This window comes from Sinorhizobium sp. CB7 (assembly GCF_041357635.1).
Taxonomy (GTDB): domain Bacteria; phylum Pseudomonadota; class Alphaproteobacteria; order Rhizobiales; family Rhizobiaceae; genus Rhizobium.
This window is the reverse complement of record NZ_JAULLL010000031.1, coordinates 1-23,961: the sequence shown is the minus strand read 5'-3', so window position 1 is coordinate 23,961 and position 23,961 is coordinate 1. Positions and strand designations below refer to the sequence as shown.

The 23,961-nt window shown below is 56.4% G+C and carries 44 protein-coding genes and 1 tRNA gene; 20 read left to right on the top strand and 25 right to left on the bottom strand.

The window, feature by feature from the left end:
• Window position 1 precedes the first annotated feature (1 nt).
• The 23 genes from AAE029_RS34280 to AAE029_RS34170 all read right to left on the bottom strand — a co-directional run bounded on the left by AAE029_RS34280 (window position 2) and on the right by AAE029_RS34170 (window position 13,007).
• Window positions 2-286 (bottom strand): hypothetical protein, encoded by a 285-nt coding sequence (locus tag AAE029_RS34280; protein ID WP_371077401.1) that lies wholly within the window; start codon window positions 284-286, stop codon window positions 2-4.
• A gap of 28 nt (window positions 287-314) precedes the next feature.
• Complete coding sequence (locus AAE029_RS34275; protein WP_371077400.1) at window positions 315-1,034, bottom strand: hypothetical protein; 720 nt, start codon at window positions 1,032-1,034, stop codon at window positions 315-317.
• 4 nt (window positions 1,035-1,038) lie between these two features.
• Window positions 1,039-1,818 carry a hypothetical protein gene (locus tag AAE029_RS34270; protein WP_371077399.1) on the bottom strand — a complete coding sequence of 260 codons (780 nt, stop codon included), beginning with the start codon at window positions 1,816-1,818 and terminating at the stop codon, window positions 1,039-1,041.
• On the bottom strand, window positions 1,818-2,000 hold the full coding sequence (locus AAE029_RS34265; protein WP_371077398.1) for a hypothetical protein: 183 nt from the start codon (window positions 1,998-2,000) through the stop codon (window positions 1,818-1,820). Before AAE029_RS34265 ends, AAE029_RS34270 begins: the two co-directional genes overlap by 1 nt.
• On the bottom strand, window positions 1,997-2,146 hold the full coding sequence (locus tag AAE029_RS34260; protein WP_371077397.1) for a hypothetical protein: 150 nt from the start codon (window positions 2,144-2,146) through the stop codon (window positions 1,997-1,999). Before AAE029_RS34260 ends, AAE029_RS34265 begins: the two co-directional genes overlap by 4 nt.
• Window positions 2,146-4,464, bottom strand: coding sequence for a hypothetical protein (locus tag AAE029_RS34255; RefSeq protein WP_371077396.1), 2,319 nt, complete (start codon window positions 4,462-4,464; stop codon window positions 2,146-2,148). The genes AAE029_RS34260 and AAE029_RS34255 overlap by 1 nt, the downstream gene beginning before the upstream one ends.
• Before the next feature lie 19 nt (window positions 4,465-4,483).
• A complete protein-coding gene (gene terL, locus AAE029_RS34250) occupies window positions 4,484-5,968 on the bottom strand; it encodes a phage terminase large subunit (RefSeq protein ID WP_371077395.1) in 1,485 nt (494 codons plus the stop codon).
• Complete coding sequence (locus AAE029_RS34245) at window positions 5,931-6,230, bottom strand: hypothetical protein (protein WP_371077394.1); 300 nt, start codon at window positions 6,228-6,230, stop codon at window positions 5,931-5,933. The genes terL and AAE029_RS34245 overlap by 38 nt, the downstream gene beginning before the upstream one ends.
• 185 nt (window positions 6,231-6,415) lie before the next feature.
• Window positions 6,416-6,490: transfer RNA gene (locus tag AAE029_RS34240), tRNA-OTHER, on the bottom strand.
• Window positions 6,491-6,959: 469 nt separating this feature from the next.
• A complete protein-coding gene (locus AAE029_RS34235; protein ID WP_371077393.1) occupies window positions 6,960-7,508 on the bottom strand; it encodes a hypothetical protein in 549 nt (182 codons plus the stop codon).
• Window positions 7,509-7,709, bottom strand: coding sequence for a LuxR C-terminal-related transcriptional regulator (locus AAE029_RS34230; RefSeq protein WP_371077392.1), 201 nt, complete (start codon window positions 7,707-7,709; stop codon window positions 7,509-7,511).
• Complete coding sequence (locus AAE029_RS34225) at window positions 7,706-8,440, bottom strand: hypothetical protein (RefSeq protein ID WP_371077391.1); 735 nt, start codon at window positions 8,438-8,440, stop codon at window positions 7,706-7,708. The genes AAE029_RS34230 and AAE029_RS34225 overlap by 4 nt, the downstream gene beginning before the upstream one ends.
• Complete coding sequence (locus tag AAE029_RS34220) at window positions 8,431-8,736, bottom strand: HNH endonuclease (RefSeq protein ID WP_371077422.1); 306 nt, start codon at window positions 8,734-8,736, stop codon at window positions 8,431-8,433. The genes AAE029_RS34225 and AAE029_RS34220 overlap by 10 nt, the downstream gene beginning before the upstream one ends.
• Before the next feature lie 77 nt (window positions 8,737-8,813).
• Window positions 8,814-10,250 (bottom strand): replicative DNA helicase, encoded by a 1,437-nt coding sequence (locus tag AAE029_RS34215; RefSeq protein ID WP_371077390.1) that lies wholly within the window; start codon window positions 10,248-10,250, stop codon window positions 8,814-8,816.
• Window positions 10,247-10,438 (bottom strand): hypothetical protein, encoded by a 192-nt coding sequence (locus AAE029_RS34210; RefSeq protein WP_371077389.1) that lies wholly within the window; start codon window positions 10,436-10,438, stop codon window positions 10,247-10,249. Before AAE029_RS34210 ends, AAE029_RS34215 begins: the two co-directional genes overlap by 4 nt.
• Window positions 10,435-10,800 carry a RusA family crossover junction endodeoxyribonuclease gene (locus AAE029_RS34205; RefSeq protein ID WP_371077388.1) on the bottom strand — a complete coding sequence of 122 codons (366 nt, stop codon included), beginning with the start codon at window positions 10,798-10,800 and terminating at the stop codon, window positions 10,435-10,437. Before AAE029_RS34205 ends, AAE029_RS34210 begins: the two co-directional genes overlap by 4 nt.
• Window positions 10,797-10,994 (bottom strand): hypothetical protein, encoded by a 198-nt coding sequence (locus AAE029_RS34200; RefSeq protein WP_371077387.1) that lies wholly within the window; start codon window positions 10,992-10,994, stop codon window positions 10,797-10,799. Before AAE029_RS34200 ends, AAE029_RS34205 begins: the two co-directional genes overlap by 4 nt.
• A complete protein-coding gene (locus AAE029_RS34195) occupies window positions 10,991-11,194 on the bottom strand; it encodes a hypothetical protein (protein ID WP_371077386.1) in 204 nt (67 codons plus the stop codon). The genes AAE029_RS34200 and AAE029_RS34195 overlap by 4 nt, the downstream gene beginning before the upstream one ends.
• Window positions 11,191-11,553 carry a hypothetical protein gene (locus AAE029_RS34190; protein WP_371077385.1) on the bottom strand — a complete coding sequence of 121 codons (363 nt, stop codon included), beginning with the start codon at window positions 11,551-11,553 and terminating at the stop codon, window positions 11,191-11,193. The genes AAE029_RS34195 and AAE029_RS34190 overlap by 4 nt, the downstream gene beginning before the upstream one ends.
• A gap of 6 nt (window positions 11,554-11,559) precedes the next feature.
• On the bottom strand, window positions 11,560-11,928 hold the full coding sequence (locus AAE029_RS34185; protein WP_371077384.1) for a hypothetical protein: 369 nt from the start codon (window positions 11,926-11,928) through the stop codon (window positions 11,560-11,562).
• A gap of 417 nt (window positions 11,929-12,345) precedes the next feature.
• Window positions 12,346-12,540 (bottom strand): hypothetical protein, encoded by a 195-nt coding sequence (locus tag AAE029_RS34180; protein ID WP_371077383.1) that lies wholly within the window; start codon window positions 12,538-12,540, stop codon window positions 12,346-12,348.
• A gap of 12 nt (window positions 12,541-12,552) precedes the next feature.
• Window positions 12,553-12,789, bottom strand: coding sequence for a hypothetical protein (locus AAE029_RS34175; protein WP_371077382.1), 237 nt, complete (start codon window positions 12,787-12,789; stop codon window positions 12,553-12,555).
• Complete coding sequence (locus AAE029_RS34170) at window positions 12,786-13,007, bottom strand: hypothetical protein (RefSeq protein ID WP_371077381.1); 222 nt, start codon at window positions 13,005-13,007, stop codon at window positions 12,786-12,788. The genes AAE029_RS34175 and AAE029_RS34170 overlap by 4 nt, the downstream gene beginning before the upstream one ends.
• An 85-nt stretch (window positions 13,008-13,092) precedes the next feature.
• On the opposite strand from AAE029_RS34170, the gene AAE029_RS34165 reads away from it, so the two are divergent.
• The gene (locus tag AAE029_RS34165) at window positions 13,093-13,425 is read left to right on the top strand and encodes a helix-turn-helix domain-containing protein (RefSeq protein WP_371077380.1); all 333 of its coding nucleotides are present in this window, start codon (window positions 13,093-13,095) and stop codon (window positions 13,423-13,425) included.
• A 424-nt stretch (window positions 13,426-13,849) separates the two neighbouring features.
• Here AAE029_RS34165 and AAE029_RS34160 read toward each other — a convergent pair whose 3' ends face one another.
• Window positions 13,850-14,197, bottom strand: coding sequence for a hypothetical protein (locus AAE029_RS34160; protein WP_371077379.1), 348 nt, complete (start codon window positions 14,195-14,197; stop codon window positions 13,850-13,852).
• 361 nt (window positions 14,198-14,558) lie between these two features.
• On the opposite strand from AAE029_RS34160, the gene AAE029_RS34155 reads away from it, so the two are divergent.
• From AAE029_RS34155 to AAE029_RS34075, 17 genes are all read left to right on the top strand, one after another.
• Window positions 14,559-14,810, top strand: coding sequence for a hypothetical protein (locus tag AAE029_RS34155; protein WP_371077378.1), 252 nt, complete (start codon window positions 14,559-14,561; stop codon window positions 14,808-14,810).
• 66 nt (window positions 14,811-14,876) lie between these two features.
• The gene (locus AAE029_RS34150; RefSeq protein ID WP_371077377.1) at window positions 14,877-15,131 is read left to right on the top strand and encodes a hypothetical protein; all 255 of its coding nucleotides are present in this window, start codon (window positions 14,877-14,879) and stop codon (window positions 15,129-15,131) included.
• 10 nt (window positions 15,132-15,141) lie between these two features.
• Window positions 15,142-15,417, top strand: coding sequence for a hypothetical protein (locus tag AAE029_RS34145; RefSeq protein ID WP_371077376.1), 276 nt, complete (start codon window positions 15,142-15,144; stop codon window positions 15,415-15,417).
• A gap of 220 nt (window positions 15,418-15,637) precedes the next feature.
• Window positions 15,638-16,423: an ERF family protein gene (locus AAE029_RS34140; protein WP_371077375.1), complete on the top strand. Its 786-nt coding sequence runs from the start codon at window positions 15,638-15,640 to the stop codon at window positions 16,421-16,423.
• On the top strand, window positions 16,420-17,073 hold the full coding sequence (locus AAE029_RS34135) for a lambda exonuclease family protein (RefSeq protein ID WP_371077374.1): 654 nt from the start codon (window positions 16,420-16,422) through the stop codon (window positions 17,071-17,073). The genes AAE029_RS34140 and AAE029_RS34135 overlap by 4 nt, the downstream gene beginning before the upstream one ends.
• 6 nt (window positions 17,074-17,079) lie before the next feature.
• A complete protein-coding gene (locus AAE029_RS34130; RefSeq protein ID WP_371077373.1) occupies window positions 17,080-17,598 on the top strand; it encodes a hypothetical protein in 519 nt (172 codons plus the stop codon).
• Complete coding sequence (locus AAE029_RS34125; RefSeq protein ID WP_371077372.1) at window positions 17,598-17,966, top strand: ASCH domain-containing protein; 369 nt, start codon at window positions 17,598-17,600, stop codon at window positions 17,964-17,966. Before AAE029_RS34130 ends, AAE029_RS34125 begins: the two co-directional genes overlap by 1 nt.
• 178 nt (window positions 17,967-18,144) lie before the next feature.
• Window positions 18,145-18,555: an HNH endonuclease gene (locus tag AAE029_RS34120; protein WP_371077371.1), complete on the top strand. Its 411-nt coding sequence runs from the start codon at window positions 18,145-18,147 to the stop codon at window positions 18,553-18,555.
• Window positions 18,552-19,169: a hypothetical protein gene (locus AAE029_RS34115; protein WP_371077370.1), complete on the top strand. Its 618-nt coding sequence runs from the start codon at window positions 18,552-18,554 to the stop codon at window positions 19,167-19,169. Before AAE029_RS34120 ends, AAE029_RS34115 begins: the two co-directional genes overlap by 4 nt.
• A complete protein-coding gene (locus tag AAE029_RS34110) occupies window positions 19,162-19,674 on the top strand; it encodes a hypothetical protein (protein ID WP_371077369.1) in 513 nt (170 codons plus the stop codon). The genes AAE029_RS34115 and AAE029_RS34110 overlap by 8 nt, the downstream gene beginning before the upstream one ends.
• 9 nt (window positions 19,675-19,683) lie before the next feature.
• Window positions 19,684-19,953 carry a hypothetical protein gene (locus AAE029_RS34105; protein ID WP_371077368.1) on the top strand — a complete coding sequence of 90 codons (270 nt, stop codon included), beginning with the start codon at window positions 19,684-19,686 and terminating at the stop codon, window positions 19,951-19,953.
• Window positions 19,950-20,177, top strand: a complete 228-nt coding sequence (locus AAE029_RS34100) for a hypothetical protein (protein ID WP_371077367.1) — start codon at window positions 19,950-19,952, stop codon at window positions 20,175-20,177. The genes AAE029_RS34105 and AAE029_RS34100 overlap by 4 nt, the downstream gene beginning before the upstream one ends.
• Before the next feature lie 11 nt (window positions 20,178-20,188).
• Window positions 20,189-20,500, top strand: a complete 312-nt coding sequence (locus tag AAE029_RS34095) for a hypothetical protein (RefSeq protein WP_371077366.1) — start codon at window positions 20,189-20,191, stop codon at window positions 20,498-20,500.
• Complete coding sequence (locus AAE029_RS34090; RefSeq protein WP_371077365.1) at window positions 20,497-20,733, top strand: hypothetical protein; 237 nt, start codon at window positions 20,497-20,499, stop codon at window positions 20,731-20,733. The genes AAE029_RS34095 and AAE029_RS34090 overlap by 4 nt, the downstream gene beginning before the upstream one ends.
• Entirely contained in the window at window positions 20,726-20,932 is a 207-nt protein-coding gene (locus tag AAE029_RS34085; RefSeq protein WP_371077364.1) for a hypothetical protein, read from the top strand. The genes AAE029_RS34090 and AAE029_RS34085 overlap by 8 nt, the downstream gene beginning before the upstream one ends.
• Window positions 20,929-21,528: a hypothetical protein gene (locus AAE029_RS34080; RefSeq protein ID WP_371077363.1), complete on the top strand. Its 600-nt coding sequence runs from the start codon at window positions 20,929-20,931 to the stop codon at window positions 21,526-21,528. The genes AAE029_RS34085 and AAE029_RS34080 overlap by 4 nt, the downstream gene beginning before the upstream one ends.
• A complete protein-coding gene (locus AAE029_RS34075; protein ID WP_371077362.1) occupies window positions 21,529-22,131 on the top strand; it encodes a hypothetical protein in 603 nt (200 codons plus the stop codon).
• Between the two features lie 175 nt (window positions 22,132-22,306).
• On the opposite strand, the gene AAE029_RS34070 is transcribed toward AAE029_RS34075, so the two are convergent.
• A complete protein-coding gene (locus AAE029_RS34070; RefSeq protein WP_371077361.1) occupies window positions 22,307-22,561 on the bottom strand; it encodes a DUF982 domain-containing protein in 255 nt (84 codons plus the stop codon).
• A 26-nt stretch (window positions 22,562-22,587) separates the two neighbouring features.
• Between AAE029_RS34070 and AAE029_RS34065 the strand changes: the two genes are divergently transcribed.
• Window positions 22,588-22,962: a hypothetical protein gene (locus tag AAE029_RS34065; protein WP_371077360.1), complete on the top strand. Its 375-nt coding sequence runs from the start codon at window positions 22,588-22,590 to the stop codon at window positions 22,960-22,962.
• Window positions 22,963-23,036: 74 nt separating this feature from the next.
• Complete coding sequence (locus AAE029_RS34060) at window positions 23,037-23,831, top strand: tyrosine-type recombinase/integrase (protein ID WP_371077359.1); 795 nt, start codon at window positions 23,037-23,039, stop codon at window positions 23,829-23,831.
• Window positions 23,832-23,961 lie beyond the last annotated feature (130 nt).

The window sequence follows — 23,961 nt, the reverse complement described above, 5'->3', positions numbered from 1 at the left end:
CTTAGGAAACCTGTAACTGAAGAGCGGCGCGAAGCTCGTTCAGCTTTGCATTAATTTCCACGCAAAATTCTTGGAGCTCAACGACCGTGGGCGTGGCTGCATTGGCAATCGTTACAGAGCCATTAGGTGTTGGAAGAGTTCCAGTGGTGGCCGTCACAGTTAAAGCCGTCACAGCTGCTACCGCTGCCTTGTTTGCCGTTGCATTGGCGGCTATGGAAGCGATCTTGCCTGCTGCCTGGTTGGGAATGCCCTGCTGGTTAAGCTGTGCTGCGGGGGAAAGTGGCATTGCGGTAATCTCCGTGGTTGGAAGATGATCAACTCAGAACGATTGCGGTTACAGCCCCACCTGAGACCGTGAGGGTTGCGGTCGTGGTGTACGTGCCGGTGACGGGGACAGTGAGGGCTTGCCCATTCGTGACGACGGTCTTCGTCGGGGCGAGCGAAACGCCAACGCTCTGCAAGGCGCCGGCCGAAATGTTCATGGTCGCGAAGTCTGTCGAACCGCTGACCGCGAACCCGCTGATGCTGGTCGTGAAGCTGTTCGCGACGATCGTATTGGTGGCGAGCGCCAGATTGACCGAAGTGATGAAGCCGCCGGTTATTGCCACGGTGCCATCGACAGGGCCTGCGCCACCGTTGTTCGCCATCTTGACGGACATGCCGTTGGTGACGAGTGCAGCCGTGCCCGGTACGCCCACATAGGAAAGCTGCCCTGTTGCCGGGACAATCGTTGCCGTGCAGTTGACGGACGTTCCATCCGCGTCATTCACCAGAACGCCGCCGGCCTGATTGGTGACGATGGCCGAACCGGTCGGGAGCGTCACGCCCGTAACCGCTCCGTTGGAAACCTTGGCCGTCACATTCCCGAAGGTCTGCGTCTGGTCAGGGCCTTTGAGCGGAACCGTCGCGCCATCGGAAACAACGGCGGTCGAGCCGCCAGAGCTGCCCACGATGGTGATAGGCAAGCCGATCTTGGCAATCATGGCGGGAACGCCATTGTCTACCAGAACGACGGGAAGGCCACCTTTTGCCATTATTTTATCCCCATGTTCCAGGCATCGGGTTGCTAGACTGAACTTCCCACTTGGACGTGGAAGCATTCCAGACAAAAACCCAGATCATCGACTTGTTTGGAATTGTGGATGCCCAAAGCTCCGATGAAATCGGGGAATAGATGGCATTCCACGTGATCGTGCGAGCCGTGCCATTGTCCCGAATGCGGAGCTTCAGTTGCTGCCCGTCTACAGGCGTGCCGGCCGGCGCTTGGACGGTAATATTGATTGCCAGAGCCGAGACGGCGTAAATATCAGTCGTGTCTACATTCGGAACGATCGAAGACGATGAAACGACAGTCGTAATGCGCGGGTTGATGCGAACGTTCGAAAACGTCTGCGGATTGGTGAACGTTACAGCGCCGTTGAAGGTGGCTGTGTCGGAGAATGTCACGCCACCGATAAAGAGCGATGTCGTCTGCACAGAAAACGTGCTGGAGAGATTGACCGGGCCTTGAAACGTCGCCGTGCCGGTAAATGTTGGTGCAGCCTTTGGAGCCTTTAGCGTATCAAGCTGTTCTAGTGCCGCTTGCGCATTGGTGGCACTAATGCCTCCCGATGGCGTTACTGTGACATTGGTTGCCGGAAGGGTGTTGAATGCCGTGACCGCTTCCCTGACCTTGAACGCAGTCATGTACTTGATGTCATCTGTTCCAGCCACGGCCTCGGCAGTCGTCGCCCGAATACCGTCCGCGTCCGTCGTGGTCTGCATCGTGCCACGCATGGCCGGTGTGAAATCGATGGTCTGCGAGGTGTCGATTGCCATCAATCTTTCCTTAGGAAATCTTCAGGCAGCGTATCGCGCCATTTTTCATAGTTCTGGCGACCTTTGAGGGCGTCATTTAAACCCTCAAACATATCGTCAAGCACAGGTTCACCTTTACCGACGATAAGATTCCAGCCTATCAATACAAACAACCTGCTTAATGCCAGTCTTGCTCTTATCATGGAACGGTCACCTGCTCCGCTGATGGGCCTCGGAATATGACGTACAGCCCATTGTAAAGGACGCAGAAATCACCACGATAGGACACGAGCAACGGCTGGGGAATGCCAAGCCTGCCGGGATAGGCGATGCGGATGTCTAATGCCATCAGCTATTCCCCTTCGTGAGACCGCTTTCCTTCACAGCCGCGGCACGCTCGTTCAACTGAGCCTTCTGCTCCGCTTCGTCGCGTTTGATGATGGCGGACTGCACGTCGCCGGCATTCTTGATCTGCTGGCCTTCGTTCTTCAGAGCCTGATTGCGGATATCCTGCTGGTGCTTGATCTCTTCCTGGCGGCTCTTGACCATGATCGCGTTGATCTCGGTCGTGTACTTGTTCGCCAGCAATTGCCGCTCGTAGTCTCCGGTGAGCTGCTTCTGCTCGATCTCGGTCTGTGTGATCGCCTGCTTGGCCTGGATATCCGCCTGATGCATTTCCTGCTTGCGGGCATCGTCCTGCTGCTTAAGCTGAAGCTCTTGCTGCTTGACCTGCATTTCGGCCTGCACCTTCTGTTCTTCAGGAGACGGGCCTTGCTGCTGAACCTGCTGGCTCATGCTATCGACGGCTTCGTCAATCTTGCCTTCCAACTCACGGCCGGCACGGAATGGTGCGATGGCAAACTTCAGGATATCGCCGAAGACCGGTGCAAGCTGCGGCATCTGCTGGATGACCGGCCCGAACTGCTGCAGTGTGCCGCCCAAGGCCGTCAGGAACTCGGTGCGCGCTTGCTTCTCGGCCTGCTCATCTGCCTGGATGGTCGAATCCGTCTCGATATCAAGCACGAACGGACGCAGCTTGTTGTCACGGAGGAACTTCTGGACCTGCTCAACCGTGGGCGTTGCATCAAGCTTGGCGACTTGTTCCGCTGCCTGCTGGCCGATCTGCTGGATTTGCTGCTGTGCCTGCTGGAGAGCCTGTTGCGCTTGCTCAGGGTTGGCCTGCGCCTGCTGCATCAATTGCGGATCGGTGGTCGCCTGCTTGATCTGCTTTTCGAGGGTATTGATCTGTTGCTTGGCCTGGTCCTCGATCGCCTTCTTCTGCTTGGCTATATCGGCATTCGTCGGGATTTCCATCTGCGACATGGCGAGCATCGTGTCCATGCTGAAATGCTCTGCCATGATTTCAGCGGAGATGCGCACTAGATCGCGGGCAACGCGGACCATTTCCTTTTGCTTGTCGCGAATGCGGACGGAACCGCTCTGAAGCTTTAGCTCCTGCGCGCCCTTGGTTTCGTTCGGGTCCGTCGAGCCGCGCATGATGTCGGAGATGCCGACGATCTGATAAATATTGTTGATGACCTCGTTACGCAGCTGCACAAGGCCCGTGATCGTGTTGGCGATCTGCTCGATCGGAAGCCATTCGATCTTCTGCCCTGTGCCGCCGAAAGCAGCCCAGCCGGCGATCGGCACGAGGATCTGCTCATCGTTCTGCGTCTTCAGCGCCGTTTCGATCGCATCCCCGACTTCGCCACCGGACGGATAGAAGCCCTTGATCTTGATCGACTGCGAAAGCGCATGAATGCGGTTGGTGAGGATATTCACCTCTTCCAACTGGTCCTTGTAGAACAGCATGTCCGGGACTGGAATCATGCTGTTCGGCTGCAGCGTCGTTACAGCCGGCTTCGGGCACGGATAGAAGCCTTCAAGGTCGAGATGCGGCTTGTCCTCATCCAGCGTAACGTCAACGCCTTCAGTGACCCAGACAACCTTGTTTTCGTCTTTAGACCAGATTTCCCAGACGGGCACCTTTTCCTGCTTAGTCGCGCCACCGTCGTTGGCGTCCTTGCGCATCACCTGAAGAGTGGCAGACGCATAGGCATCGCCGCTTGTCTTCTCAAAGCGGGCCTTCATCTCCTCCATTGTCATCCATGCGCGGCGGGCAACCCAGCCGGTTTCGGCCCAATTCCTCGATGGCTGCTGGAGGAAATCGCGGCGGTTCACCCAGTCGCAGCACACACGCTCTGAATATGAGCCCTTGTTCTTGCCGGATTCGTAGCGAACCCACGGGATGCCGCGGCCGATGATGCTGAGATTGTCACGAACGCCAGTCAGTACGCTATCGATGTCGTAGATGTCGAAGCTGGTGACGGTAGCGCGCTCCAGAAGCTCTGAGGAGACGCGATAGAGCGGCCGGCGATCCTTGAAGCGAGGCACGACGACCGGGACAGGCGGGCGCGCATAGATCGAAGGATTGATGACCTGGATATTGGCCCAGAAGATTTGGTATTCGCGGTCACGGACGGAAGACGCAAGGCGCGAGAGATCGGCATAGAGCCGCTCGATCCCGTCGCAGTAATCGTTATAGTCCTTATAGACGCGCTCGCTCTCTTCGAGCATGTTCAGCCAGACGCGGCTTTTGCCTCTTTCCGGGTCGTAATTCGGATCGTCTAGCTCTTCGTTGCGAGCGTCTTCAGTTTCTTCAGCCAAATGGGTAAAGCCTTATCTGTTAACGCGCAGAAAGCTTGATCCGTCCCTGCTTAGGGACAGCGATCGGAGGCGCCCTGAAGTAGCCGGGAGGTGGTGTATCGTCTTTCTCTTCGACAATGGGCGTTCCGCTCGCCATACGGTCGAGCAATTGACCAATGAGGCCAAGCGCGTCCACCTGGTCATCATGAACGCCAACGGGGAAGCTCATCATTTCATTGATTAGATCAGTCTTCCACGGTGCGTCTCTCAGTATCCGAAGCCCACGCATGGCAATGCGGCCACGGATGGATTGCGCCCTGACAGCCTTGTCTCCACGTGTCGGGAACTGCTCACGGCCAACATACGCGCCGGTTTCTAGCATGCGCTTCACTAGGAATGGGCCAACGCCTGATTTGATCTGGCCGGTTTCTTCGCCCCAGCCAATCGGCTTCCATTTCTTCACGAGGTCGCAGAAGGCTTCGACCCACTTGTCAGAGCTGGCCTGCGCTCGCCAGAGATCCAGCAACCAAGGATCGCCATTAGGGTCGAGGCCAATAACAGCATGCACTGTGTAGTCGCCGCCGTTCGATGTGACCGCATAGTCAGACGCGCCATAGACGCGCATCGTCTCAAGCGGCGGAAGCTGATCGACTTCGAAGATCCACTCTCTCTTGAAATAGTCGCCCGTCTCAGGGCTTGGCGATTGCTGATAGAGTGCTGACCAATCACGCGGCGGGAGCGCTCGCTTTATCTGCTCTAACGCATCGATGTCGTATTGCTCTGGCCATAGCGCCTCACCGGCTGCGTTGATGGCTGGGAGGTTGAGAACAACCCATCCCTCGTGTGCATGTTCAGTCTGCAGCCAGCCGGCTAGATCGTCTTCATGCCAGCGCGTTTGAATGATGACGATGCGCCCACCCGGCATAAGGCGCGTATAGGCCGTCGAGGTGTACCAATCCTTCGTCTTCTTGCGGATTATCTCGGATTCCGCGTCTTCACGGTTTTTGACAGGATCATCAATAAGAAGCAGATGGGCACCGCGACCAGTGAGAGGCCCCCCGACACCCACAGCATAGAAAGCGCCACGTTGGCCGGTAGAATGCTCGTAGCCCCCAAAACTGCCGTCAATATGAAAGCGCTTTGCAGACTTACTGTCATCCGCCAAGCTAACTCCAGGGAAGATGGCTTGGTAAGCCGCATCCTCAATCTGATTCTTGACCTTGCGTCCGAAGTCATCAGCAAGCTCCTGCGCATATGTGGCCGTGACAACGTAATGATCTGGGTTGCGACCGATATACCATGCCGGGAAGAACTCGCTCGCAAGCATGCTCTTGCCATGTCTCGGAGGCATTGTGATCATCAGGCGCTTGATGTCGCCACGCTCGACTGCCTCAAGATGTCTGGCTATGAGCCTGTGATGATGCGCGTCACGATACCCAGGCCATTGATAGGCTGCGTAGGATATCAGGCGCGAGAATGCGAAGTCTTCAGCTGTCGGCGCGGACAGCTGCTGCGACTGCGGCATCACGTTGCTCTTTGGTCTGCGTCGTCACTTCAAGGCCACCCTTGTGCTCTACGCTGTTGAGCTTGGCGTGGACGTAAGGCGCGGCCTTCTCTGCTGCCCACATACGGTCCTTGCTGTCCGCAGTTTCATCACGCAGGATCTTCAGCATATAGTCTAGCGGCAATAGACCGGCGGCCGACGCCGCTTCCGCAACCTCTCTCGTCTTCTGCGTGACCGCGCCAGCAGGACGGCCAGCGCCCTGTCTTTTACCGCCGTGGGTCATCTTGAATAATCTTGATTGTTTTCAAGTCGCCGGCTTCGAATGGCTTGAGCATTATCTCACCTATGCCGGGTCTGAGCGGCTGTGATTGGTCGGTGATGGAATGTTATTCCGAAACTGTCGATTCCAGCCGGTGACGCAGGAACATTTTCGCTTTAAGAATTAGAAATTTGTTCCCCGGCAAGGAAGCCAGAATATCGGATTCGAACCGATGACACCCATATGCTTGCGCACGTTGCTCTAAACCGCTGAGCTAATTCCAGCATTCCATCGGAAAAACTGTCTATCTTTTCCGTCCGGGAACAGAGAACCCCGCTCTATGGCGGGGCTGAGGTGGTCGGGAAGGGATGTGGCGAGGAGGTCATCATTCCCCACATCAGCAGCCGGATGACTGGGCCGCCTTCCCGATATCGTTGAAGCGATTGCCTCGAATTGTTACGCTAGTCGGTCCTGTTGCCAGGAGTAGGCCCTCACGACGATTGCCAGCCACTTTTCTCCGACTACGGCTATCTTCGGCGGCCGTCGCCTAATTGGCTTTGGAACGCAGGACAGTGCCATCGGTTATCTCGCGGCGGTGTCTACCGGTAAGCTCCGGTTTGAATGGCCTTCCCGCTCGGTCAAAGCAACCTTCTAAGCCTGCGTTCCAAACTCTGAATGATTCGACTGCGTTTATGCGCAAATCACCCGCATATCATCTATATACCAAGCGACCTTAAGGTTGGCAACGCCATGTCAAGCGGTTTTCCTAGTGTTTTTCGCGGTTTTGTAACCCCAGAACGCGGCCAAATCTTCCAAGCCGTCTCTGAGGTAATCAGCCATGGTATTCCGCTCGCGCTGCGTAGAGACGATAGAGGCGATGGCCTGCCCTTCTCCAGCCACCTTTCTGACGATATCGTAATGCCTGGGGCCGATAACTTCCCGGCAATCATTGAGCTTCCTTCCGGCGTCGAGCTGCTTAAGGCTGATGGGATCGCGAGATCCGCCTCCGTCTACCGGTTCCTTGGTGTAGTCGATCGCGCCCGCTCCAGCTCCGCCGAGGGCTTCCCAGAGGAGACGAAAATGGAATGCCGCTTGCAACTGGTGCGGCTCGATATGACCGCGGGCCGCCATCATGGCTACGGGGCTTTCCCGGAGGTTCATATGCGCTTCGATCTTTAGCCGATTCCCGCCGTCTGCGTCATGAGCTCGGGAGTAATACGGGTTGTCGATGACGACGGTCTTGGTCTCGACTTTGGGTTTCCACGTGAGCGGCTTGGGTTTTGTCTTCTTGGCTTGCTTCATTCAGATCCAGCCCTTTCGAATTGCAAATGCGACAAGTCCAACCGAATTGCCGGCGGGGATTTTCTGAAGCGCCCGCTGGATATCGTTGTGAACGGAGGCCAAGGTCATGTTCAGATCACCTGCTACAGTCTTTGCAGGGGCTCCGGTAGCCAGTTTGGAGACGACTCGAAGCTGACGCTCTGTGAGAGGGCATTCAATCATGCCACGCTCCTTTTCGGCTGTTGGAATGATTGTTCTCGCCAGCCTTGGCCGTCTGACGGTTCGAGGAGATGCGCCGGCACACGGCAACCTTGCGCCCCTGGCATTGGGCCGAATTCTTCGACGCTCCAGACGCGCTGAAGGCGTGCGAATTTCAGCCGTCGCATCCAAGCCTCGTCCGTTCCTGCGGTTGAGAGCGCCTTGACGACAGGCGGGGCAGCATTTTTCGCCCAATCAAGTTCGAAACTTTGCCAGCCGCGGGAAATCATCAGATCGGCGGCCTGATCTGGCGTGAATCCAACCTCTGGGGCTCTAGCAAACCTTGCCGACAGAAGCTCCGCCGCTCGCTCGGTCAAAGGCTTTCGAATACGCTGCCTGTGCTCCAGAACGGCGCCGGCCTGTGTTGGCGACAGAACTGCTTCGAGAAAAGCCCGCGGGGATTTCTTTTGGACCCCTTTAGGGGTCTTTTCTTTTGGGGGATTAATTTCTTCGGAAGGGGTATGGGGAAACCCTTCTTTATCAAGGGTACCTTTTGCGTCTGAGTAAGACGTTTCAGACGTTTTAAGACGCTTTTCAGACGCCTTTTTACCCTCATAATAACGCCTATTCCGCTCTTGCCGAGCAGACCGCTGCGGCGCTCCGTGCGCTTCCATTTCTTCAACGGCGGCAATAATGGCTGCGTGGTCCATACCGGCCGCAAGCATGTGTTTTACAGCCAATGCTATCACTGCCATGTGCAGTCCCTCCACTGTTCTGGGGTACGACCAGATTTTCCCGTGTTGCATATTAAGCAAGCTGTAATCAGGTTTTCTGGGTCGTTGGATCCGCCTTGAATCAAGGGGATGATGTGATCTACGTGGAGAGGGGCAAGGCGAGAGCCGCAGTACCCGCACGTATAATTGTCTCTCTTTTTTATGAAGTCTCGGAGGTCATCCCATTCAGAAGCAGATAACGAAAGGCGCTCGCGGTAACGCTGCTGTCGAATGGCGGCAGAAGACCTAGGCTTTTCCGCGGGAATATCGCGCTCCATTGATTCCACGATCTGAAGGAGCGCTTCCCCGTCAATGCCTGCCTGCATGAGAAGGCGTAGAGTATTTGCACTAATCGTCATTGCCGCTCTCCATTACGAACAGCACAGAAAGGCATGTCGGCAAACAGGTTGACTGTCCCGAGCGGGCCGTTGCGTTGCTTTGCGATGATGAATTCTAAACGATGCTGGACACCAGCGATGCGATCGGCACGTTCTGCCACTTCTTCCATGGAGCCGCCCTGCTCGCGTTCGAGGTAATATGCCTCACGGAACAGGAAGGCGATCATGTCGGCGTCTTGCTCGATCGCGCCGGAATCGCGAAGGTCGGAAAGCTGAGGCCTTTTCTCTTCACGAGATTCCAGCGCTCGATTAAGCTGCGACAAAAGCACAACTGCTATATTAAGCTCTCTGGCGAGCGATTTGGCGCCTGATGTAATTTCGGCTATTTCGTTGGTGCGATTGCCGCTGTAGCGCGACGATGGGCGGATGAGGCCCAAATGGTCGATGAAGAGCACGGAAAGCGGATTCCCCGCGGCGATACTCTCTTCCATCATCCGTTCGGCGCGAACACGGATATCCGTCATCGTCTGGCCTGACTGCTCATCGATGATCAAGGGAAGCTGATCAAGCTTGATCTGGGCTTCGCAGATGAGGTCCAGTTGGCTCTGGGAGATATCGCCGCGGATGACATCGACATAGGGGATTTTGGCCCGCCAGTCGTACAGGAAATCCGACAGAGCGCGGGCTGCAACCTTCTCGGCGTCCATCTCCAGGGAGATAATCCCGCAGCAATGGCCGTTCTTGGCAGCCTTGAGCGCGACGGAAAAGGCGACGGTCGATTTACCCATGGACGGCCTGGCGCCAATCAGTGTCAAATCACGTCGCTGAATGCCGCCGGTCATCCTGTTGAGATCAGTCAAGCCCCATGAGATACCAGTAAGGCCGGAACCGTTCTGCTTGGCTTCCAGAGCTGCATCGATGGCCCGCTGTGTGGCATTTCCGACAGACACCCTTGTTCGCTTCACGCGGCCGGCGCGGACCTCCGCCATGATGTCGTCAATAGCCTTAGCCGCTTCATGGGCAATGATTTTCACATCGGACTGCGGATCGTTCGCCGCGGCATATATGCGCCCCGCTTCATCAGCCAGAGATAAGCGAGCCCACTGTTCAATGATTTTCTTCGCGTTCTCCGTTGAAGACGCCGCGGCGCCGACGGTGGCAGATCCAAGCAACCTGGCGAGATAAGGGCCGATATCCTGGCCGGATGATTTCTTGAAAGCTTCCTTGTCGGCATCAGATATTAGCTTGGCGACAACGGCCGGATTTCCGATCCCGTATTGCTCCCGAGCAGCCTTGATGGCGCGATAAAGCACTTGGTGGAATGGTTCGATAAAATGCCGCTCGTCCAGCATCGCGAGAGTATCGCGGGCATCACCGCCAAACATGAGCGAGCCAAGAACATTCTGTTCTATTTCAGCGATATAGGCGGTCGATGAGAAGACAGGCGCGTTCATGCGGAAGCCTTCGTCCCGATCGCCGCGCGCTGGTCTGGCGTCATGAATAGATCGAGCCACCGGCGCCATGCCTTCCCGGCGGCAATACCATCCTCGATGCGGCCGGAAAGCTGCGCATGGCGCTGAGCCGCGACATATTCTTCCCAAGCCTTTGTCTGACGATCATAGAGAGAAATGACGTTGCTCATGCCGCGACATCCTCGAATTCTGAGATCAGCACAGTGCAAGGCGCCCCAGATGGAACCCACTGGACCGTCACGCGCCGAACGTATTTGTTGGAATCGTCCTTGATCACCGACGCCTTAACGAGTGCGTCCATGATGCATTTAAGCGTGTTGTCGCAGTCCCTGGCGCGCTTGTCTGGCGCAACGAGGCCGATCGATATAGATACCTCGCCGGTGAACCGTGGGGCCTTCTGAGCCTTCAGCATCCATAGGGCTTCATTCGTCCACTCGCGGTAGCGCTGTGTTGCTCTGCGCCCTATCTTCGGGATGTTTTCGAAGCAGGCGGAGACAGGAAGCGGAAAAGGAAGTTCGAGGCGCGCTGTCATCCGCGAAGCCTCCAGTTTTCGTCCCGGCGCTTGCGCCAGTAGGCTTTGGAGGATTCGGAGATCTTCCGGCGGCGCTCCCGCTCGCGCTGAATTGCGTTGTAGATGAAGGCTTCCGAAGGTATTCCGAGCATGATGCTGATGGTCTTCGTATCGTGACCGTCGCGGAAGAGATTGAACGCTATTGGCCCGGTCATGCCGCACCCCGCTTGCGATCAATCGCATTGGCGTAGTCGTCGCGAACTGCCTTGAGGACATCGAGGCGACGCTGTTTCACGTCGCACTCATGCTGAGGCCACGGATTTTTGCTGCCAGGGCCATGGCTGGAGATCCATCCGCGAGTGTTGGTTATGATCTTCTCGACTTCTTCGAGTTTTTCGTGGAGGCTGAACATCATTCAGGCCTCCGAGCTGGCAAAGGATTTTCGTCCTTCTCGAACAACCGGCACGCCTTGGCGTGGTGCGGGACGAGCCGAGACGCCTTGTTCAGGATTGGCCGGTTGCAGTGAGCCTTTTTCAGCTCCAGCGGCTTCGAAGCGTGGCGCTTGCCGAAATATCCTGGTTCTACCGGAATTTCTTCGATGCCCCCCCCTGGTACCTTACGAAACTTCCAGCAATGCCAGAATACGCATTCGCGGCAGGTCTTGCCCTCAGGGCCGGTACCGGCAATATGGGCTTGACCTAGGAAGGTTTCGGCGATCGGCCGATGCACCTCGTTTGAGGTCATGTGCTCACTGAATAAAAGGTGCTCGGCCATCACTCGTTATCCTCGCTTTGGCGCCGCAGCTCTGGTGCGAGCCACAATGCGAATGAATTTGCGAAGGACAGAGATCGAAGCGCGAACGCTACCCGTATCGCCGCCATCCAAGAGAGCGTTTGCGGTCTCGATGAGTTTTTCATTTTCCCGGAGGGATTTTCTTGCATAGCGGAGCCCCGTATATTCCTCGATGTCGACCAGCTCGTCGCCGCTCACGCTCGAACGTTCATCCGCGTACCAGATGTCTTTCGTGCGATTGTAGGACCAGCCGAGTTTGTTCGCCGCATAGCGAATGCGAGCGCTGACGCTTGCCGCGATGGCAGCCGGCGCGATTTTTTGCTTCAAAGCTCTCGATGAAAATTCGAGCGTACTCATTTCGGATTTCTCCAAAGCATTTTCTGACATTTCCGAAATCTCCTGTGCCAGTGTCCTCTTGTTCACGGAGAGACGAGATGCACAGGGAAGAAACCAATGGAGGTGAGGCGAACCGCTCTCATCATGCGGAAGAGAAGTTATCCGCCTCACCTCGTCCGCCGCATCCGGCGAGCCTTACAATTCAGATGCAGGACCGAGACGTTGCCGCCTTACATCGGTCTCCTGCTGCAGTCGGTTCGAGTTCTGCGTTAGAACCGACTGCCCAATTCCAGACCCTCGGAAACGCTGTTCAGGCTGTCGTTATGAAGCTGCAGAATAAGCGGATCCGATTGAAGGTTGTCGGCCCCGGCCTGGGAGGAGATAGCCGGGACCGACGGTGAGCGCGCGTGGAGCTGTGGGGCGCGCGCTCATTCGAATTCAAACGAGAGGGCCGCGGTTGAGCTTGTCTTCCATGGCGCGGATTAAGAGGAACGGGTGAATATCGACGCCCTCTTCCTCTTCGTCCGCGTCTTTCTCCGTTGCGGGGAAAAGGTATTCATCGAGGGCGGACACGAAGCAGATGAAGAAGCAGCCAATAATCAGGATGATGAACAGGACTCCGAAAAAGATCATGCTTGCGTCCTCCTAAAAGGGAATGTCGTCTTCTGGATCATCACAAGGGCGGCGAACTTCGCGACGGATCTCGGTCACGTCCACGTCGCGCTTGACGACGTGATGCGTGGTTTCGAGAACGAAGAATTCAACGTCTGGGTTTTGACGGGCCAAGCGCTTCGCTTCTGCGACGGCGCTCATTTCCGTCTTGTGCCGGAAAGTCGGGGACCGCTGATGAAGGCCATATACCATCCAGAAACGGGCGCTCATGCCGCGTTCTCCCGCGCATGCTCTTTGATGAACGCTGAGGCCGGGACGCCGCCGTCCGTGGCTGCGATGATCTTTTCAATCGTTGACCGGGTCGTGCCTTCGCCGGCCATGATCCGGTACAACTGCATGCGGCTGAGCTCTACGCGCCGGGAGAACCCGGAAAGCGTCTCGCCTTTCTGGCGTAGGTGATCCATGAGGGGGTGCGTTGTCTTGCTCATACGCTTTGTATCGCATGGCGTGACATAGCTTGTCAATGGCTGTCACGTGTGGCGTGACCATTTTTACAAAAAAGATGCTAAACTCATGGACATGAAAAGAAATCTCGGCAAACATTACATCAAGCAATGGAGAGCCTATCGCGGTCTCTCATTGCGCAAGCTTGCCGATCGTATGGAAATTGAACCTGGGGTTCCGTTGACATCTCATGCCAACATTGGGCGCATCGAAAATTTTGAGCAGCCCTACACCCAGGAAATCCTCGAAGGCTTAGCAGAAGCCCTTGAGTGCTCCCCCTCTGACCTATTGACTGTCGATCCGACAAAGGAAGGGGAAGTCGTTGATTTGGTTCGTCTGATCGATGAAAAGAACCGCGACCAGGCGATCAGAATTTTGAAAGCCCTAACGGGCACCGACTAGGCCGGTTTTCTAAATATCAGAACGAATTCAGTTTTCTGATCGAATTTAACGATCCATTCACCCCCATGCTTTTCCGCCATCGAGCTGGCCAACAAAGTTGCCCGGCTCAAACAGTCATCCTCTTCTTCAGATCCAGCCGGCGCCGAGAACGCCGCCGCCATACTGGCTCCTGCTACTGTTTTGAACACGTCACGCCTAGTTTTCATTTTTGCCGCTTTGCCTCCTGCAATTTACAGTTTTGAGGCCCTTTTAGGGTTTTCGCAACTACGGTTTTTCACGATGTGGTTACCTTTTTAAAAAATTCGCGCGTTTTCCTGTCCCAAATAACTTCTACGCCATAAGGCTACAAACCTGATAGGGAAAAGTATGTGTTATTAGGCCCTAAGTTATTAGGGGTATCGGGTCTAAGTATCTCTGGTGATACCTAGAAGGATTCCGAAGGAAGAATCAGTCTGTAACGGTTAACTGATCGGGAACGCTTGCCCCGTTCCACTTGTTCCTTTTTGATCAATTCTAGATCGACTAACTTTTTCACCGCTCTTTTTACAGTCAGCACGCGAACGCCGATGGCCTCTGCAATTGTCGTCTGCTGAGGGCTCGCCTGTGGATGTTTTCTGCTGGTACTCATTGCCAAAAAAATGCCGATAACCTTCTGATCGGCAGTCAAATCCGGGTGCTGGAGCACGAGTTTCATCCAATCGTCACGGTTCCTGTACCACTTTACCGATTCCGGCAGCCCGTTTCGGCTCCCATTCCCTTCATTTTCAGCCATCTAAGCCTGATCTCCTTCTGACTTGTTACATCAGATGATACAGGCCGCGATTCTCATGTCAATTTTTTTGTATCGTAGGGCGTGACATGCCTATTGCAATCTGTCACGTCATGCGATACAAGAATGTTGTAAGCAGCGGAAACGAAGAAGCCAGTTGGGCTGATCTTTCCAAAACTCGGACCAGGAGGTTGCCATGTAGGCCGCAGCTCGGGGCGAGCAGGACGAGAAGAGCTTCGGGAACCGCCCGACCGAGGCATCAGGTTCAAGGGCACCAGAGAAACAGACGTTTTGGATTTTGTTCCTGAGCAAGAACGGAAAAGGCTCATCAGCCGAGCAACCGGCACAACAGAGAGGATGGAAGATGAACCACCACAACGAATGCGCAGCCAACGAAATTTGGGTTGGGAACACGCATCGAGGCGCTGAGCGTCTGGACTTCTTCAAGTCGAAGGGCCTGACGAGCGTTCGCCTCGGGAAGGTGGCCTATGACATCGATGGCAAGGTTCTGCCGGGTACCTACTCCCCGATAATTATCCAGCGCGCTCAGGCCGATCTGCATAACGACATCATGATGACCGCTGCCTTCGGCCCAAACTGGCGCCGGAATGGCTGATCGCCTTCGGCATCCGCCCTTCACTGGACGGATTTCGAAGTTGATCCCGCACAAGGAGGCGATCACATGGCAATGGTCACTAGATGGAATGTTGAGGCCGTCAGCAGCACCGGCACAGCTCTTTACCTCGCCTATTTCGGCGACGGCATTTTCGAATGGTCTACCGATGCGGACGAGGCGTTTGAATACGACGACGAGTTTGAGGCCGAGCTGGACGCAAAAAAGTACGGCGGCGATGTCTTCCAGTTCTCCCGCTTCGCCAGCCGTGCGGAAACCCTTCTATTCCCCGTCGTCTTCGGCGCGCAGATCGCGGCTGAGTGAGGAGCACTTCATGAGCAAGTGGGTCGCAGTCCATCTCGGCACAAAGCGCGACATTGAACGCGGCCGGGACTTCTACCGCGTCGGGCCGGAAAATGAGGTTCGAGATATCGATGCTCAATGCATTCATGTCTTTGGCCCTCGAAAGGAAGAGCGCGCCAGACTGGCTGCCGCCGCTCCGGATCTTCTTTCCATGCTCAAGGTCGCTCAACTGTGGCTGGACGTGGATGGGCGGTTTGACATGCAGGGCATCAACGCAGCAATCGCCAAAGCTGAGGGCCGATCATGATCCCCTGCTCTCTTCGCGGTACCGAATGTTCCTGCCTCCCTGGTGAGTGCGTAGCGGCTCCGCCAGCGGAGAGGGCTCCGGTCATTCTTCCTTCGCTCGTTACGCAGCTTTCGGTCTGCGTCGTCTTCGGGGTCATCGCCGGATTTGTCTGGTTCGTCTCTCTCCCTAATGCAGATCAATATTTCCACGACAAGTTTCTTGATGAACAGGAGAACCGCCCATGGGTGCGATAGCCATACAGGAAGACAGCAAGCTCATCCCGGCCGGTGACGCGCCGATGGTCGCCATGATCGAGCGCATTGTGCTGGATCCGAATATTCCGATTGACCGGCTCGAAAAGATGCTTGCCATGAAGGAACGCATGGAAGACCGAGCCCGCGAAGATCAGGAGCGCCAGGAACGCAAGGCATACTTCGCGGCAATGTCTGCCTGCCAAGCTGAATTGCCTGTCGTCGTCAAGAAGAGCCGCAACTCTCACACCAATTCGAACTATGCGGATCTAGCTGCGATCGAGGATCAGGCTATGCCGATCATTCACAGGCACGGCTTTGCGGTTTCTTTCCAGCCAGACGGCTACAACGACCGCGGCGAATTGCGCATCCTCTGGGAAATCTCCCACTCCGAAGGCCATGTCCGCAACGGCGTCGGTGAAATCCCCGTCGACGGTGCCGGAGCGCAAGGCAAGGTCAACAAGACCGGGACGCAGGCTTTCGGGAGCACGGCCACTTACGGCCGGCGGTACCTGCTTTGCATGCTGTTCAACATCAGCACTGGCGACGACAACGACGGCAACCGCGTAAAGGAGCCGGTCGCGCCTGAAACCATCTCGAAAGAGCAGGTGAAGACCATTCTCTCCCTTCTTGAAGAGACGGACTCTGACGTCGAGCAGTTTTGCCGACTGGGCAAGATAGAGGCTGTCCCGGATATGCTGGCAAGGCAGTTTGATAGCGCTGTTCGCATGCTGAACGAGCGCAAAGCCAAGATGGCTCAGAGGGCCGCACAATGATGCAGGTCTTCGACATCGAACAGGGTGAGTCAGATTGGTTTCAAGCGCGTCTTGGTATCCCGACTGCGAGCAAGTTCGCAACCGTGATGGCAAAGGGCGAAGGTAAGACGCGCAGCGAATATATGCGCCGTCTTGCTGGCGAGATCCTGACGGGCGAACCGGCCGAGACCTTCACCAACGTCCATATGGAACGCGGCAAGGTCATGGAAGACGACGCCCGCGAGACATACGCCTTTGTCGAGATGGCGGAAATTAAGCGCGTCGGCTTCATCCGCAACGGCGACAAGGGCGCGAGCCCGGATAGCTTGGTCGGCAAAAACGGCGGCTTGGAGATCAAGACTGCGCTCCCTCACATCCAGATTGACCGCCTCGAACGTGACCGACTGCCGCCCGAGCATAAGGCGCAAGTTCACGGCAATATCTGGCTGGCCGAACGCGAATGGTGGGATTTCGTTTCTTACTGGCCGCGCCTGCCGATGCTGACCGTCCGCGTCTATCGGGACGAAAAATACATCAAGGAAATGGCCGACGAGATCGACCGGTTCAATGACGAGCTGGCCGAACTGGTCGAGCGCATCCGCCGGTACGGCACCGCGCCGTCTCAGCACGAAACCGATGCATTGCGCATGCATCCTTTGATGGCGGGGTGAACGAACATGGCGGCACCACTCGATTTTGTTTGGAATGGCGAGGCATTCGAACCCTCCTCCCGTTTCATCGCCCGCAAGTGCGATCAGGCTTTCACGGTCGGGGAACATTACACCCTGGTAGAGCATCATGACCGGTCGATGAGCAGTCACAGACATTTTTTCGCTTCGGTCAATGAAGCTTGGAAGAATTTGCCGGAAGACTATTCCGGCCTACCGTTCGCGGAATCTCCCGAGCATTTGCGGGCCTATGCTCTCATCAAAACCGGATGGTGCGACACTCATACCATCGTCGCCTCTTCGAAGGCGGAAGCACTTCGGATTGCCGCCTACGTCCGCCCGATCGGCGATTTCTCTGTTGTCGATGTCCGGGAATGCACGGTGACGCGATACACGGCCAAGAGCCAATCCCTCAAGGCCATGGGTGCGAAGGACTTCCAGCAGAGCAAATCGGACGTTCTCGAGTTCCTTGACGATCTCATCGGAACGGAGCGCGGGACGCTCGCAGCGCAAGGGAGGGCAGCATAATGGTCGCCTTCAATTTTCAATTTCAATTCGCGGCCGATGTGGCGAACCGCATTAAAAAACAGACAATCCGGCAAACAAGGCGGGGGAAAGTGGGCGATCATGTGCAACTGTACACGGGGCAGAGAACACCGAACTGCATCAAGCTTGTTGAAGAAGATCCGGTTCTTGTCTGCGTCGATTATATCGCGATCCGTCCCGACTATCTGACCGTTGGCGATGTCAACAAGCATCCCCGTGACAGAGACGAGTTCGCGCGCCTCGACGGCTTCAAAGACTACGAAGACATGCGGATGTGGTTTGAGCAGCGATACGGCTCGCCTACATTCGTCGGCTATCTGCATCGCTGGGATTGGGAGGATGGCAAATGACCGAATCCCAAATCATCGACCTCCTAGAAAGAATGTGCGCCGCCTACCCTAACAGGCGCCTTCGTTTCGCAGTTCCGAAGATTAAACGGCAGATCATGACGAGGAGGCTGCAGGAAGAGCAGAAGCGGAAGGTTTCTCTTTTTTGGTGGATCCAGCAGATCGCACGGAAGGTGGCGTCATGAGCCGGTCTGTCGAAGAGTGGATCGGCAAGACAGACGACCACCGCGCCTCTGGCAAGGTGCGTGATCGTATCATGAAGCGGGATAACCGCTGCTGCCATCTCTGCAGCAGAGAAATCCAGCCGGGCGAAAAGTGGGATCTCGACCATGTCGTAGCGCTCATCAACGGCGGGGAAAACCGGGAAACGAACCTAAAGCCAGCGCATCGCAAGTGCCATACAGAAAAGACGGCTCTTGATGTCGCGGAAAAGTCCCGTGTAGCCGCCGTCCGAAAGAAGCACCTCGGCATCAAGCCAGTCCCGAGCAAGCCTATCCGATCCGCCGGCTTCCCCCCAACAGAGAAATCAATCAAGCGCCAGGCGAAGCCGAGCCTTCCCCCGCGCCGCCTGTATCAGGAACAGCAGCCATGATGAATGACCCCCGCGTCAAGTCCATTCACCTTATCCGTGACCTTCTGAGCAGTGCGGAACAGCTCGGCGGTTTCAATATGGCCGCGAACTGCGCGATAGATCTCCGAAACGAAGATGAGAAGAAGGCATTCGAGCGGTGGAACCGGATATCTACCAAGGCGTTCGACAAGGCCTTCCAGACGCTCGCCAGTGATCTCGGCTACCGCCTCTCCCCCATCTCCAAGGAGACGGACAGGATCGGGGATGAGGTGGCGGGAAACCGCCTAATCGATGCCTCCAAAGGCTTGAAGAGGATTGTCGAAGAAATCGACGGGACAATGAACCACGGCACATGGCGAGACAGCAACGGGATGCGCTTGAAGGACACGCCCGAGTGGGTGGACTTCTACATCGCCCTCGCCTCCCTCTCCCCCATCACCCCTGAAGCGGCCGATACCGGCGATACCGGGCCAGAGAGCGAGATTATCAACGCGCTCCTCGCCAATGAGCCCTTCGTCTTCGATCCGGCTACCAACTTCATCCACGCAGATGACGGTGGCGCACCAGAGCACGGCATCAAGTATGTGCCAGCAGAACTGGTCGTAACCGGCGATACGGAGAAGACCGATGTCTGAACACGACTGGATCAAGCAAGCACATGTGGTGGGGGTTGACGACACATGCTCCAGGACCGGCCATCCGCACAAATATTGGCCTCAGGGGAGCTGCCAGTATTGCGGCGAAGTGGCCCCGGCGCTTGCGGAAGTCACCAAAGAGCGCGATGAAGCCGTTTGCGAAATAGGTCGGCTTAAAGCGGGCATCAAGCGCCTATCGGACGAGGAAGAGAGGCTTGCTGAGACTACGGACGGCGAAGAGTTTTCGCTTGTCTCAATTGCCGCTCAGCTTGCCAGCGTCGAAAGCATGAACAAGCGCCTCCGGGAACTTCTCAAGAAGATTGAATGGTGGGCATCACGCCGCTGCCCAGCGGATGACGAATCCGTTCCGTGCCCTCTCTGTGGTGCACGGGCGGATATTCCCGGCGACACATGCAAGGCCGTGGAAAGCATCTTCCCACGTGATCTTCTTGCCGAGGTTCGCGCCCTCACCACCCCTTCCGATACCGGCGCGCAAGCAGAGTAGGAGCGAGATATGAGCAGACAGAAGATTCGAGCGATTATCGGTGAAGGGCTTAGCGCAGAGGGTGAATACCCTATGGGCCATATTGTCGGTAACGGCGGTATCACAAGGATTGAAGAGGAAACGGAAAACCTCGGTACCTACGGCATCCATTGGTTCTTCGTCTATGCCGGTGATGATCTGCGCTATCGGATCAATGCCCGTGAAGTCGCGGTCGTCGAGCTATTCAAGGCTGCAGACACCCACCCCGATACCGGCGCAGAGATGGAGAGTGCGCGATGAGCGAATTCCCGAGTGCAAGACAAGTTCAAGACGATGCGCTCCGAGCGGCAATAGCTGATCTTTTGGCCGAGTGCACCGAGAAGCAGAAGGGTTTCTTCCAGAGCATTCATGAAAATGCGCCTTGGAAGAGCCTGGACAACTGCCCATCGGCAAGACTGGCCGAGTCCTATGATCTCGTTTGCCGGACCGTCGCGCTGAACCGCGCCGCCCGCCAGCCGGAATAATGGAGGGACGGATGGAAACGAAACACACGCCGACGCCTTGGCGCATGGATGACGACATCCGATTTGGCGAGACGCCTCGCGTCTATGGTGCTGATAAACATATATGTGAAGTGGCTAATGCCGAACTGCCAATTGATGCTCAGGAAGAGTGGATCGCCAACGCCGCCTTCATCGTCAAAGCCTGTAACAGCCACGAAGCGCTTATTGAGGCATTGAAGGCCGTCGAAGCTTACCTCGGTCCCCAAGTACCAGCCGCCGATAGCGTGGTCGTCTACAACAAGGTCGTAGCCGCTCTCAAGCTTGTAGAGGTAGAGCAGCCATGAGCGATAATGTGAAGCGAAACCTGCATCCACATGCAGAAGCACGATTGGCGATGGCTCTTTGGGGCGCCGAATACGCAGCGCAGCTCGGCGGCTCCATGGACTTCTGGGACGGCCTTTCAGAGCCGCGAAAGCGGGTGTGCGTCGACATCCTCGAAAGCGTTTTGAAAGCCCTAGACGAGAACGGCCGCGCCTCCCTCCGCCCCTCAGAGGCAAAGGAGGGTGGCCGTGGGTAAATTCAACCCGTACATCCGCATCATGCTTGCGGCTGACAAGGGCGTCGGCGTTCGGCTCAGTGCCCAAGAGGTCGCGTATCTCGCCCAAGATTCCGCAATAGCCAAGGTATCCGACAACACCATGATCGGGCTCGATGTCGATGGCGGCGGCTTTTTCGTCACCAAATCAGGCTTTGAGCCGAAGGAACCCTCACGATGACCGGCAAGCACGACCCGATTGACGCGCTGACAGATATGCTCTTCGGCAAGAACCGTGACAATCCGGAATGGAAGATTGCTCGGCACAATATCACGATTGCGCTGGAAAAGACCGGCGGCGTCATCTGCGCAAAGGAGCCGGTGGCGTGGACCTACGTTGCCGACCGCTACACCGCCCTCCACACCCCTCTTTCCACCGCCAGCAAAGGAGATGAGCCCCCTCTAACATTCGTCTATCGCAATTGGCGCGGCGAGATCGCAACCCGAACAGTTCGCCCGATCCGCCTTGAATATGGCGCGACAGACTGGCACCCCGAGCCGCAATGGCTCCTCATTGCCTGGGACATCGAGAAGGACGCCGAGCGCTCGTTCGCGGTCAAGGATATCAACCCGCGGGCCAGCAAAGGAGATGATGGCGGTGATGTCGAGCGGCTACGGAATGCGATCTGGGTTCACGTTGGCGAATGCATCGCTGGCATGACGCATGAGCACGTATCGCCACATGCACGCCGCAGGATAGAGGCCGCCATTCTCGCAGCCATCGCATCACTCACCCGCGAGGACGAGACCACCCCACCCCAGACAAGCGAGGCGTAGATGAGCGATATTCCGGAAGACTATATCATTCCAACGTCTCAGATCGCCGGAGAGCTTAGGACGATCCAAGGGACATTCGAGAAGCGCGACGAGAGGCTTGCCGCAGCAGTTTGCCGAGACGGCGCCCAACGCCTCACCGAACAATCCGCAGAGATCACCAAGCTCAAGGCGGAAGTCGAGAGACTGACGGCGAAGGTCGGCACGTACGATGAGATCCTACGTTGCGTTTGCGGCCACCTTGAATTGCCGCAATCCGAAAGCGGGCCAGCCGATGACCTGCGGCTGTATGATCTAGCTTTGGAAATGGCCGATGTCATGTATCGCGAGACCGAGGCCGAGCGCGTCGAGCACCAGAACGCGCGGTACAAAGCCGAGGCTGAACGCGACGGGCTGGAGAAGGCGCTGGAGGATGCCAAAAGGGATGTCGCAACTATCGATGCCGTTCGCGCCGCCTTGGCCCCATCGTTCATGACATGCGTAGCGGGCGACGGGAAGCCGTATCTTAAGCTGCAATTCTCGACGTTGGATCAAGCGCAGTTTGCTCATGACATGATCATTGTCGCCGCCCTCGCCTCTTACCGCAATGGAGGGGCGGCCCAATGAGCAACTTCCGTTACAGCAGATTGGCGCTTTCTCGCCTCTTCACTCAGCTCGCATGCTTGGCAATGCCTGATGGCGAACCGTCGCCATATATCCGACTTCTTGAAGCCGATCAGCTTCTTAAACGTCGCATAGCCGAGGTGAAGGCTTCCTTCAAGGAGAAGGAGCAGCAATGACCTCACTCCCGAAAAAACAGACCGGCCTCTTTCAATGCTGCTTTGAACGCCTCTCGCGCATCATCGGCCGGCAATTGTCCGTCGAGAACCCAAAGGCAGACTTTCAGCGCGGTCTGGTACGCCTCGCCGTCGGGGTCGCCTCGCCACTCTTGCATGAGCCACAGCGCAACGTCAGCGGTGTTGCCGATGTCCCGCCATTCTCCGGGTTTTCGTCCGGTCTCGAAGGTCAGAGGGTCGAAGGGCTTACGGTCTTCCATGGTGGGGATAGTAGCACGGTGTCACAATGAGCACACTTGATCTCGGCGACGACGATCCAATTCCGCTTGCTGAAGCGGCCAGGATATTCTTTCATGGTCGCCTGACGAAATCCGCCCTCCGCACTGAAGCGGCAAAAGGTAATCTGGAGGTGATCCGCATTGCCAACAAGGATTTCGTCACGCGAAACGGGATCAATAGAATGGTGGAAAAATGCCGCAGAAAAAGCGACCAGCAAGGCTCTGGCTTAGGCCAGACACTCGAACGTGGTTCATCAAGGATGGAGGGCAGCGCATCAGCACAGAATGCGCTGAGGACGATGTTGCAGGCGCGCAAGCAAAACTCGCAGAACACATCGCAAAAAACTACCGGCCGCAGCGCGGAAGTCGTTCCGCTGAAATAACAGTTGGCGATGTTCTCGTTGTCTATCTGCAGGACAAATGCCCGAAGACCGCTCGACCGAAGGAAACGGAAGCGATGATTGGGCGCTTGAACGAGTTCTTCGGGGAGATGACGTTAACCGAGATCAAAGGCAAGACTTGCCGGGATTATGCCGACGATCGCGGCAACGAGGGAGGCGCCAGGCGTGACCTCGAAGTTCTTCGAGCAGCCATCAACCATTATCATGCCGAAGAAACGCTTGATATGGTCCCGAAGGTCACGCTTCCGGATAAGGGTGAGCCGCGGCAATCATGGCTGACGAGGCAGGAAGTCGCGAAGCTGCTGCGCGCGGCAAGGAAAAAGAAACAGTGCGGTCATCTCGTTCGCCTGATCATGGTCGGGCTCTATACAGGAACGCGCCTTTCCGCCGTTCTGAACCTGCAATGGATTCCGAACACAACCGGAGGCCATATCGATCTTGATCGAGGCGTCATCTATCGCAAGGCACAAGGCGAGCGCTCAATGCACAATAAGCGCAAGACGCCAGTGAAGATACCGCCGCGCCTCCTCCGGTTCCTTCGATATTGGCACGCAGCAGATACGACGATTGACGAGGGAGGGAGAGCCGTCACATTGCGTTATGCGGTTCATTATCAGGGTGATAAATTCATCAAGCCGCATAAAGCGTTTCGGACGATCCGGGCAGAGGCCGGATTTGGCGATGATGTCACGCCGCATGTTCTGCGTCACACCCGCGCGACCTGGCTTGCGCAGGCTGGCGTTGATACTGAGCAGGCAGCGGCCTCTCTGGGCATGACGTCTGAGGAATTCGAACGGACTTACGCGCATGCGAGCCCAGACTTCCAGCAACAGGCAGCGAACGCTTTCTAATCGGTCCGCTGCTCAAACGGTCCGCAACCGGTCCGTAAAGCTTTTCAAACTGTTCTGTAAGCTCGTTAAGTCATTGACTTTTCTGGTCGGAGTGGAGTGATTCGAACACTCGACCCCCACGTCCCGAACG

Excerpts from the sequence above, each read along its gene's own strand:
- AAE029_RS34215 (WP_371077390.1), bottom strand. The coding sequence starts at position 10,250 with ATGAACGCGCCTGTCTTCTCATCGACCGCCTATATCGCTGAAATAGAA.
- AAE029_RS34185 (WP_371077384.1), bottom strand. The coding sequence starts at position 11,928 with ATGAGTACGCTCGAATTTTCATCGAGAGCTTTGAAGCAAAAAATCGCG.
- AAE029_RS34175 (WP_371077382.1), bottom strand. The coding sequence starts at position 12,789 with ATGAGCGCCCGTTTCTGGATGGTATATGGCCTTCATCAGCGGTCCCCG.
- AAE029_RS34280 (WP_371077401.1), bottom strand. The coding sequence starts at position 286 with ATGCCACTTTCCCCCGCAGCACAGCTTAACCAGCAGGGCATTCCCAAC.
- AAE029_RS34075 (WP_371077362.1), top strand. The coding sequence starts at position 21,529 with ATGAGCGATATTCCGGAAGACTATATCATTCCAACGTCTCAGATCGCC.
- AAE029_RS34100 (WP_371077367.1), top strand. The coding sequence starts at position 19,950 with ATGAGCGAATTCCCGAGTGCAAGACAAGTTCAAGACGATGCGCTCCGA.
- AAE029_RS34115 (WP_371077370.1), top strand. The coding sequence starts at position 18,552 with ATGATGAATGACCCCCGCGTCAAGTCCATTCACCTTATCCGTGACCTT.
- AAE029_RS34220 (WP_371077422.1), bottom strand. The coding sequence starts at position 8,736 with ATGGAGCGCGATATTCCCGCGGAAAAGCCTAGGTCTTCTGCCGCCATT.
- AAE029_RS34230 (WP_371077392.1), bottom strand. The coding sequence starts at position 7,709 with ATGATTGAATGCCCTCTCACAGAGCGTCAGCTTCGAGTCGTCTCCAAA.
- AAE029_RS34070 (WP_371077361.1), bottom strand. The coding sequence starts at position 22,561 with ATGGAAGACCGTAAGCCCTTCGACCCTCTGACCTTCGAGACCGGACGA.
- AAE029_RS34200 (WP_371077387.1), bottom strand. The coding sequence starts at position 10,994 with ATGACCGGGCCAATAGCGTTCAATCTCTTCCGCGACGGTCACGATACG.
- AAE029_RS34225 (WP_371077391.1), bottom strand. The coding sequence starts at position 8,440 with ATGGCAGTGATAGCATTGGCTGTAAAACACATGCTTGCGGCCGGTATG.
- AAE029_RS34090 (WP_371077365.1), top strand. The coding sequence starts at position 20,497 with ATGAGCGATAATGTGAAGCGAAACCTGCATCCACATGCAGAAGCACGA.
- AAE029_RS34245 (WP_371077394.1), bottom strand. The coding sequence starts at position 6,230 with ATGACCCACGGCGGTAAAAGACAGGGCGCTGGCCGTCCTGCTGGCGCG.
- terL (WP_371077395.1), bottom strand. The coding sequence starts at position 5,968 with ATGCCGCAGTCGCAGCAGCTGTCCGCGCCGACAGCTGAAGACTTCGCA.
- AAE029_RS34170 (WP_371077381.1), bottom strand. The coding sequence starts at position 13,007 with ATGAGCAAGACAACGCACCCCCTCATGGATCACCTACGCCAGAAAGGC.
- AAE029_RS34265 (WP_371077398.1), bottom strand. The coding sequence starts at position 2,000 with ATGATAAGAGCAAGACTGGCATTAAGCAGGTTGTTTGTATTGATAGGC.
- AAE029_RS34275 (WP_371077400.1), bottom strand. The coding sequence starts at position 1,034 with ATGGCAAAAGGTGGCCTTCCCGTCGTTCTGGTAGACAATGGCGTTCCC.
- AAE029_RS34260 (WP_371077397.1), bottom strand. The coding sequence starts at position 2,146 with ATGGCATTAGACATCCGCATCGCCTATCCCGGCAGGCTTGGCATTCCC.
- AAE029_RS34210 (WP_371077389.1), bottom strand. The coding sequence starts at position 10,438 with ATGAGCAACGTCATTTCTCTCTATGATCGTCAGACAAAGGCTTGGGAA.
- AAE029_RS34080 (WP_371077363.1), top strand. The coding sequence starts at position 20,929 with ATGACCGGCAAGCACGACCCGATTGACGCGCTGACAGATATGCTCTTC.
- AAE029_RS34110 (WP_371077369.1), top strand. The coding sequence starts at position 19,162 with ATGTCTGAACACGACTGGATCAAGCAAGCACATGTGGTGGGGGTTGAC.
- AAE029_RS34140 (WP_371077375.1), top strand. The coding sequence starts at position 15,638 with ATGGGTGCGATAGCCATACAGGAAGACAGCAAGCTCATCCCGGCCGGT.
- AAE029_RS34195 (WP_371077386.1), bottom strand. The coding sequence starts at position 11,194 with ATGATGTTCAGCCTCCACGAAAAACTCGAAGAAGTCGAGAAGATCATA.
- AAE029_RS34190 (WP_371077385.1), bottom strand. The coding sequence starts at position 11,553 with ATGGCCGAGCACCTTTTATTCAGTGAGCACATGACCTCAAACGAGGTG.
- AAE029_RS34095 (WP_371077366.1), top strand. The coding sequence starts at position 20,189 with ATGGAAACGAAACACACGCCGACGCCTTGGCGCATGGATGACGACATC.
- AAE029_RS34205 (WP_371077388.1), bottom strand. The coding sequence starts at position 10,800 with ATGACAGCGCGCCTCGAACTTCCTTTTCCGCTTCCTGTCTCCGCCTGC.
- AAE029_RS34135 (WP_371077374.1), top strand. The coding sequence starts at position 16,420 with ATGATGCAGGTCTTCGACATCGAACAGGGTGAGTCAGATTGGTTTCAA.
- AAE029_RS34160 (WP_371077379.1), bottom strand. The coding sequence starts at position 14,197 with ATGGCTGAAAATGAAGGGAATGGGAGCCGAAACGGGCTGCCGGAATCG.
- AAE029_RS34235 (WP_371077393.1), bottom strand. The coding sequence starts at position 7,508 with ATGAAGCAAGCCAAGAAGACAAAACCCAAGCCGCTCACGTGGAAACCC.
- AAE029_RS34065 (WP_371077360.1), top strand. The coding sequence starts at position 22,588 with ATGAGCACACTTGATCTCGGCGACGACGATCCAATTCCGCTTGCTGAA.
- AAE029_RS34150 (WP_371077377.1), top strand. The coding sequence starts at position 14,877 with ATGGCAATGGTCACTAGATGGAATGTTGAGGCCGTCAGCAGCACCGGC.
- AAE029_RS34105 (WP_371077368.1), top strand. The coding sequence starts at position 19,684 with ATGAGCAGACAGAAGATTCGAGCGATTATCGGTGAAGGGCTTAGCGCA.
- AAE029_RS34120 (WP_371077371.1), top strand. The coding sequence starts at position 18,145 with ATGAGCCGGTCTGTCGAAGAGTGGATCGGCAAGACAGACGACCACCGC.
- AAE029_RS34130 (WP_371077373.1), top strand. The coding sequence starts at position 17,080 with ATGGCGGCACCACTCGATTTTGTTTGGAATGGCGAGGCATTCGAACCC.
- AAE029_RS34270 (WP_371077399.1), bottom strand. The coding sequence starts at position 1,818 with ATGGCAATCGACACCTCGCAGACCATCGATTTCACACCGGCCATGCGT.
- AAE029_RS34145 (WP_371077376.1), top strand. The coding sequence starts at position 15,142 with ATGAGCAAGTGGGTCGCAGTCCATCTCGGCACAAAGCGCGACATTGAA.
- AAE029_RS34155 (WP_371077378.1), top strand. The coding sequence starts at position 14,559 with ATGAACCACCACAACGAATGCGCAGCCAACGAAATTTGGGTTGGGAAC.
- AAE029_RS34060 (WP_371077359.1), top strand. The coding sequence starts at position 23,037 with ATGATTGGGCGCTTGAACGAGTTCTTCGGGGAGATGACGTTAACCGAG.
- AAE029_RS34180 (WP_371077383.1), bottom strand. The coding sequence starts at position 12,540 with ATGATCTTTTTCGGAGTCCTGTTCATCATCCTGATTATTGGCTGCTTC.
- AAE029_RS34125 (WP_371077372.1), top strand. The coding sequence starts at position 17,598 with ATGGTCGCCTTCAATTTTCAATTTCAATTCGCGGCCGATGTGGCGAAC.
- AAE029_RS34165 (WP_371077380.1), top strand. The coding sequence starts at position 13,093 with ATGGACATGAAAAGAAATCTCGGCAAACATTACATCAAGCAATGGAGA.